This is a genomic window from Evtepia gabavorous (assembly GCF_003425665.1).
Classification (GTDB): Bacteria; Bacillota; Clostridia; order Oscillospirales; family Oscillospiraceae; genus Evtepia; species Evtepia gabavorous.
Map to the genome: position 1 here is coordinate 62,095 of NZ_QQRQ01000010.1, position 7,236 is coordinate 69,330.

At 60.3% G+C, this 7,236-nt stretch carries 7 protein-coding genes; 6 read left to right on the forward strand and 1 reads right to left on the reverse strand.

Features of this window, described 5'->3' with window-relative positions; genetic code table 11:
• Positions 1 to 50: 50 nt before the first annotated feature.
• The 5 genes from DV520_RS07580 to DV520_RS07600 all read left to right on the forward strand — a co-directional run bounded on the left by DV520_RS07580 (position 51) and on the right by DV520_RS07600 (position 4,655).
• Positions 51 to 1,208 carry an ABC transporter ATP-binding protein gene (locus DV520_RS07580; protein ID WP_117142330.1) on the forward strand — a complete coding sequence of 386 codons (1,158 nt, stop codon included), beginning with the start codon at positions 51 to 53 and terminating at the stop codon, positions 1,206 to 1,208.
• Positions 1,193 to 1,957, forward strand: coding sequence for an ABC transporter permease (locus DV520_RS07585; protein ID WP_242984667.1), 765 nt, complete (start codon positions 1,193 to 1,195; stop codon positions 1,955 to 1,957). The genes DV520_RS07580 and DV520_RS07585 overlap by 16 nt, the downstream gene beginning before the upstream one ends.
• A gap of 70 nt (positions 1,958 to 2,027) precedes the next feature.
• Entirely contained in the window at positions 2,028 to 2,963 is a 936-nt protein-coding gene (locus DV520_RS07590; RefSeq protein WP_021920783.1) for a glycine betaine ABC transporter substrate-binding protein, read from the forward strand.
• 120 nt (positions 2,964 to 3,083) lie between these two features.
• The gene (locus tag DV520_RS07595) at positions 3,084 to 4,010 is read left to right on the forward strand and encodes a YitT family protein (RefSeq protein WP_021920784.1); all 927 of its coding nucleotides are present in this window, start codon (positions 3,084 to 3,086) and stop codon (positions 4,008 to 4,010) included.
• Between the two features lie 15 nt (positions 4,011 to 4,025).
• A complete protein-coding gene (locus DV520_RS07600; protein WP_117142332.1) occupies positions 4,026 to 4,655 on the forward strand; it encodes a hypothetical protein in 630 nt (209 codons plus the stop codon).
• Between the two features lie 79 nt (positions 4,656 to 4,734).
• Here DV520_RS07600 and DV520_RS07605 read toward each other — a convergent pair whose 3' ends face one another.
• Positions 4,735 to 5,085, reverse strand: a complete 351-nt coding sequence (locus tag DV520_RS07605) for a cyclic-di-AMP receptor (RefSeq protein WP_021920786.1) — start codon at positions 5,083 to 5,085, stop codon at positions 4,735 to 4,737.
• A gap of 275 nt (positions 5,086 to 5,360) precedes the next feature.
• On the opposite strand from DV520_RS07605, the gene DV520_RS07610 reads away from it, so the two are divergent.
• The coding region (locus DV520_RS07610) for an FtsX-like permease family protein (RefSeq protein WP_133308842.1) at positions 5,361 to 7,236 on the forward strand (1,876 nt) is incomplete at its 3' end.

Consider the following 7,236-nt stretch of genomic DNA (forward strand, 5'->3'; position numbering starts at 1 on the left):
AGCAATCCAAACGTAATCCAAGACCTGCATTGTGAGGTGTTTTTATTATTATGGTTGAATTTCAACAGGTCTGCATGGCTTACAAGGAAAAAGAAGTTTTGAACAATGTGGATTTAACCATTCAGGATGGTGAGTTTTTTGTGCTCATTGGTTCCAGCGGCTGTGGGAAAACCACGCTGCTCAAGAGCATCAACAAGCTCCTGCCCGTTCAGCAGGGAACCCTGAAGATCAACGGGACTCCGGTGTCCCAGATTAAGGTCAACCAGCTGCCCAACCTGGTGGGATATGTGGTCCAGGCCGGGGGCCTGTTCCCCCATCTGACGGTGGAGGAGAACATCGCCCTGGTGATGAAAGTGGCCCAGTACCCCAAGGAGCAGATCCATGACCGGGTGACCGCCATGCTGAAGATGGTGAACCTGGACCCGGCCCTGTACCGCAACCAGTATCCCTCCCAGCTGTCCGGCGGACAGCAGCAGCGTGTGGGGGTGGCCCGGGCCTTTGCGGTGGACCCGCCCATCGTCCTCATGGACGAACCCTTCTCGGCCCTGGACCCCATGACCCGGTCAGAGCTGCAGAATGAGATTCACGCCCTGCAAAAGAAGACAGGGAAAACCATCATCTTTGTCACCCACGACATGGATGAGGCCATCAAGCTGGCCGACCGCATCTGCATCATCCAGAGCGGGCATATCGTCCAGTGCGACACACCGGAGAACATCCTGAAGCATCCGGCCAATCAGTATGTCAGTACCTTCATCGGGGAAAACCGCCTGTGGTCCAACCCGGGGTACATCCGGGCCGCCGATATCATGCGCCTGCGGCCCAAGACCGTCAACCGGGGGCGGACGGTCCTCCAAGCCCTGCAAATGATGCGCCAGGGCGGCGTGGACAGTCTGCTTATGGTGGATGAGAAGGAGCACCTGTTGGGCGTGGTGTGGCTGACAGAACTGATGGAGGAGCGGGATGGCTCGGCTCCCGTGGAGGATTACCTGTCTGACGACTATGTGGCCGTGGAGGAGGACACCACCCTCCAGGAGATCATCGCCAACATTGACTATGACGCGGCGGGCATCATCCCGGTGGTGGACCGGCAGCGGATTCTCCGGGGCTTCCTCACCAAGAGCAGCCTCCTGGCGACCATGAGCCGCCAGTTCGTCCCGGAGCAGAGAGAAGGGGAGAGGAGCGGTGTGATATGCGCTACGCACTGAGCGACTACTTAGAGATCTATGTGACCAAATGGGATGAGCTGGTGGAGGAGTTCCTGCGCCATCTATCTATGACCAGTCTGGCGGTTCTGCTGGCCCTGGTGATCGGGGTCCCTCTGGGTATCTTCATCACCCGGCACAAAAAGCTCTCCGCGGTGGTCATCGCGGTGGCCAACGTGATGCAGTCCATTCCCTGCATGGCGCTGCTGGCCCTGGGCATCCCGGTCTTTGGAATTGGGGAAAAGCTGGCCGTGTTTATGGTCTTTGTCTATGCTTTCCTGCCCATCCTGAAGAATACCTACACAGGGATCGCGGGGATCTCCCCGGTCTCCCTGGAGGTGGCCCGGGGCATCGGGCTGACCCGGGCCCAACAGTTGACCCGGGTGGAACTGCCCATGGCGGTGCCCTATGTGATGTCGGGCATCCGCATTGCCGCGGTCTCCGCGGTGAGCACCATGACCATTGCGGCCTTTGCCGGTGCCAACGGCTTGGGTTGGTTTATCGTGCTGGGCATGAACTCCAGAAACTATCCCCTGACCCTCATGGGGGCAGTGGCCGCCTCGGTGATGGCCCTGGCCCTGGACTTCCTCCTGGGCCGGGTGGAGAAGGCGGTGACCAGTGAGGGCCTGCTGCCGCCGGATCAGATCAAAAATCTGTCCCGTACCGTCCGCCGCCGCCGGCGGAACGTGGCCTGGGGACTGTGCGTGGCGCTCATCGGCGTGTCCGTACTGTCCTATGCGGCGCTGATCTAATGTCTCCCATCGGGGGAAATCCCGCGCAATCTATATTATTTTCAAAACAAAAAGGAGCGTATTGAATTCCATGAAACTCTGGAAGAAATGTTTGGCAGCCGGTATGACTGCCGCGATGGTTCTGGCACTGGGTGCCTGTGGCGGTGACAATGGTCAGGACGAGGGGCAGAGCCAGGCCAGCGGGTCTGATAAAACCATTACAGTTGGCTCCTCCAACTTTACAGAAGCCATTATTCTGGGAGAGGTGTACAGCCAGCTGATTGAGGCTAAGACAGACTATACTGTGGAGCAGAAGTTCGGACTGGCCGGCGCCGCGGTCTGTTTCGATGCCCTGGAAAATGGGGAGATCGACATGTTCGTGGAGTACACCGGCACCGCGCTGATGAATCTGCTGGCCCAGCCCATGGCCACAGACAAGGATGAGGTCTGGCAGACCGTCCATGACCTTATGGAGAAGGACCACGGCATCGCCACCTCCAATCCTCTGGGCTTCAACAACACCTATGTGATGAGCGTGAAGCCCGAGACCGCGGAACAGTACAACCTGAAGACCCTCTCGGATCTGATTGAGAAGTCTCCGGAACTGAACCTGGGCTGCACCGTGGAGTTCATCCAGCGGGAGGACTGCCTGCCGCTGCTGGAGAGCAAGTACGACGCCAGCTTCAAGGACGTGTCCGGCCTGGACGCCAGCCTGCGTTATGACGCCATTGAGGCCGGTGAGGTGGACGTGGTGGACGCCTTTGCCACCGATGCCCTGCTGTCCAAGCTGGGTCTGACCATGCTGGAGGACGACCTGAACTTCTTCCCGCCTTACTATGCGGTGAACTTCTCTGACAAGGCGCTGGTGGATGGGGACCCCCAGTTGGCTGAGACCCTGGCGCTGTTGGACGGTACCCTCAATGAGGAAACTATGGCCGCTATGAATGCCAAAGTGGACGTGGACGGTATGGACGCCAAGGATGTTGCCCATGACTTCCTGGTGGAGCAGGGCCTCATCGAGGGATGATCGCCTCCCCACGGCAAACCCCATAAAAGAAGGAAAAAGTTCCCGGTATGCCAGAGAAAGCATGCCGGGAACTTTTGGGGTTTTGCTTTTCAACATTGAGAGAGAAAGGTCGTTGTGGTGATGAAGAAATCTGCTTTGTCCAACGAGGCCGCCCGGCAGGCGCAGGAGAGGACAAGCCCCTGGAAGCGCCCCCGGCTGTGGCGGGAGCTGGCTGTCATCTTTTTGGGGTCCCTTCTCTTCGCGGCCTCTATGAACTGTATCGTTCTGCCCACGGGCATGTACAGCGGAGGCTTTTTGGGCCTGGCCCAGCTGCTGCGGATGGGGCTGGAATCCCTGGTGCCGGGCTTGCAGAGCCTGGGAGACTTGGCCGGCGCCATTTATTTTCTGTTAAACCTCCCTCTGCTGGCCATTGCCTGGTCCCGGTTTGGGCATTATTTTTTGGGCAAGACCATTGCCTGCGTCCTGTTTTACAGTGTGCTGCTGGCGGTGATCCCCATTCCGGAGGTGGGGGTGTTTGACGAGGTCCTCACGGCCTGCGTCATCGGCGGTCTGCTGTGCGGCGCGGGGGCCGGCCTCACCTTGACAGCCGGCTGTTCCGGCGGCGGAGAGGAAATTTTGGGCCTGCTGTGCGCCATGAAAAACCCTTGGTTCAGCGTGGGGAGAATCTCCATGCTCCTCAACATTGGGGTCTTTGGGACTGGCCTGTTCCTCTTTGACCGGCAGTCGGTGGTGTACAGCATTCTCATGGCAGGGGTTATGTATCTTTGCCTGGACCGGGTCCACCTGCAAAATGTGATGGTGGCCATGTTTATCATCACCAAGCGGGAGGACATGGAAAAACTGGTGTTCCAGCGGGCCGGCCGAGGCGTCACCCGCTGGGTGGGGGAGGGCGCTTACAGCAGCCAGGAGACGGACATTCTGCTCACGGTGGTCTCGAAAAAGGAGGCCCTGTCCCTGCGCCGGGCCCTTCAGGAGCGGGACCCCAACGTATTTGCCATCATTTGTGAGGACATTTCCGTGGTGGGGAATTTCCAGAAACGGGTATAGAGGAGGACGGCGGAGATGGGAGGAAAGCTCTGGCTCTTTCTGCTCCTGGGATGCTGCCTGCTGGCCGGCTGTCAGCAGACAGAGACGGTTTCGGTGCCGCCGGCGGTGGGATGCTATCCAGTGGAGGGATATGCGCCGGACCCGGCGGACCTGGCGGCGGCCCCCTATACCTATACCGGCGGCGCCCAGGGCATTTCAGTGACCTGCACGGTGCGGCAGGCGGAGCCGGCGGCCTTTTCCGCCTTGCTCCAGGAAAAGGCGGCCCTGTGCGCCCAGCTGGCGCAGAACAAGCGGGCCAACCCTGACCCGTCCTATCAGCAGGGCCAGGAAAGCCTCCTGGCCAAAGCCCAGGGGGAGCAGGCCGCCCTGCAGCAGGCGGGCACGGTGTATGAGACCACCCTTCTTCTAAAGGGGATAGGCCAGGCGGAGGGGCAGGTCCTGACCCTGTCCAGTGGGGAGCAGGTCTATCTGTCGCTTCCGCTGGCCCCGGGACAGGAGCGGCTGACCCTGTACAACACGCCGGCGGGGGAGTACAGCGAGGGGGTCCTGCTGCCCCATCTGCCCAGCTATCAGGTGAGCCTGGAGACCGGAGAGGGAGAGCCGCCGCTCTCCTTCCTTCTGGAGGAGCCGGCGGCGGGAGGCTGATATATGGACAAGGAAAAGGACCACAAAATGTGGTCCTTTTCCTTGTGTCGTGTGTATTTTCAATTTGAGGATGAAGAGATCAATATTTTTCCAGACGTTCCAGGTCCAGCACGAAGACGGCAACACCGCCTTGGCAGACTTCCATGGGGGTGGAGGCAAACAGCGGCGGCAGCCCGTGCGGGGGCGGCATGGAGCCGGGATTTTGGTAGAGAGTAACCGTCCGTCGGCCCGCTGTTTCCTTGAGCAGGTCCAAAACCTGTTCCAGCTTGGCTTCTTCCACGCCAATCATAATGGTGACGCTCCGTTTGCGGAGAAACCCGCCGGTGGAGTGAAGAATCGTGACGAATATGCCGTTTTCATTGAGCTGCCGGACCACGTCGCCGTAGTCCTCTCCCTGGAGCACGGCCAGAATCAGTTTGCTGTGGGCCATCGCTGTCCCTCCTTTTGCGGCCTGTGGCTGCGTTCCTGAAACTGGCTTTGATTATAGCGGTTTTCTGGGGGAATACAAGGGGAAATGGGAAAGTTTGATTCCCCCTTAACAAGCCGAATGGAACCTTAACATGTTCTTAATTTGTCAAGAAATACCTCCCCTGGTATCCCGGCCAAATCTTACAATTTTGTTAGAACTTCGTAAGAAAATACCATACCAATGGGGGTTCTGTTGGCGTATCATAAAGGAAACCCATTGGAAGAGGAGGCAAACCCATGTACATCAAACTTGCCCTGCGCAATCTGCGGCGTTCTGCGCGGGACTATGGCATCTACTTTCTGACCGTGGCGGTTACAGTGGCGCTGATGGAGTCCTTTCTGGCGCTGGCCTGTGCCCGGGATGTGCTGTCCCTGTCGGAGAACATGGGGATTCTCACCACGGGGATTGTGGGGGTCTCGGTTCTGGTGGCGCTGCTGTCCTCCTGTGTCATTGCCTATGGCGTGGGCTTCATGCTGGGGCAGAGAAAACAGGAGTTTGCCCTGTATCAGCTGATGGGGATGGAGCTGAGGACCGTCCAACGGATGTTTTTTTGGGAGAATGGGCTGTTGGGACTGGCGGCCTTTGGGCTGGGGGCGCTGTTGGGAACGGGACTGGCGGGAGTCCTGGCCCAAGGGGTATGGTGGATTTTTCAGACGCCCCATCAGTACCAGGTAGTGGCCTCGCCCAAGGCGCTGGGGATGACCTTTCTGCTGTTTCTGCTGATGTACGGGGTGGGCGCCCTGCGGGCCGGCCGGGTGCTCCGGCGCCAGAGCATTCAGGGGCTGCTCACCTCCCGCCGGGCCAATGAGGTCCCGGGCCGCTGGCGGCCGGGACGGTGGTTTTTGCTGGTTGCGCCGGCCCTGACGGGGATGGCTCTGGGGCTTCTGCTGCTGAGGAAGGCCCTGGATATGCAGACCAACGGGGCTTGGGCCTATCTGGCCGGTGGCGGCGGTCTGCTGCTGGGGGGCGTTTACGCACTTTACCGGGGGCTGCCCGGTCTGCTGCTGGCAGCGGCCCGCCGGCGGCCCAAGGTCAAGTACAGCCGGGGACGTCTGTTCTACCTGGGGCAGATGGGGGCGCGGGTGGCCACGGCGGGACGGGTGCTGGCGGTGACGGGGATTCTGCTCACCCTGGCTCTGACCGCCCTGTTTGTGGGGCTGGCCCTGGGAAGCGGTTACCGGGCCAATATGGAGGCGTACTATCCCTATGACGCCGGGGTGGCGGTGGACGCCCCTTTGACCAAGCAAAGCGCCCAGCCCCTGCTGGCGGCGGTGGACCGGCAATGCCCCGTGGAGGACAGCGTCACCTATTTCCTCTATGAGACCCCTTACGGCACGGAGGCGATGGCACTGTCAGACTACAATCATCTCCGGCGGATCTTGGACCTGGAGGAGGCAGAGCTGGGCCCTGGGGAGTATTTGGTCCACTGTGACACCTGGAATTTTTGGGAGGAGATTCAACAATCTCTGGCCCAGGCCCCCATGCTCTCTCTGGCGGGACAGCGGCTCACGCCCGGTACCCCTTCTCTGCGGACAGAACCCATGGAGCAGTATCAAATGGCGGGGGAACGGGGGTATGCCCTTGTGGTGCCGGACCAGGTGGCACAGAGCCTGCCGGAGAAGGGCTGGCGGGTGGTGATGGACCTCCAGGGCGGGGGGACTGCGGCGCTGCGGGAGGAGATTCGGACCTTCCTCCACAGTGCACAGTGGCGGCCTCAGCTGCTGCCGGGGAGAACGATGCCGGAAAAGGTGACCATGGGGGTGTCGGTCCAGGCCTGGGGGGTGGCCAATTCGCTCACAGGGTTTACCACGCTGTCCTTTTGCGGCCTCTATCTCAGCTTGGTGATCCTCCTGCTCTCCTGTACCATTTTGGTCTTTCACCAGCTCTCCGCCCTGGACAGAAATCAGCGGCAGTATGCCATTCTCCGGCAGCTTGGGGTGGACAGGCAGACCCGGAGCCGCTGGATGGCCTGGGAACTGGGGACCTTTTTCCTCCTCCCGTTTCTCCTGCCGGCGGGGGTGACGGGGCTTCTGAGTGCGGCTGCCCAGCGGCTGATGGGGCCTGCGGTTTTGCAGCCAGGGGTGTTTCTCCTGTGTGGAGCGGCGGCTCTGG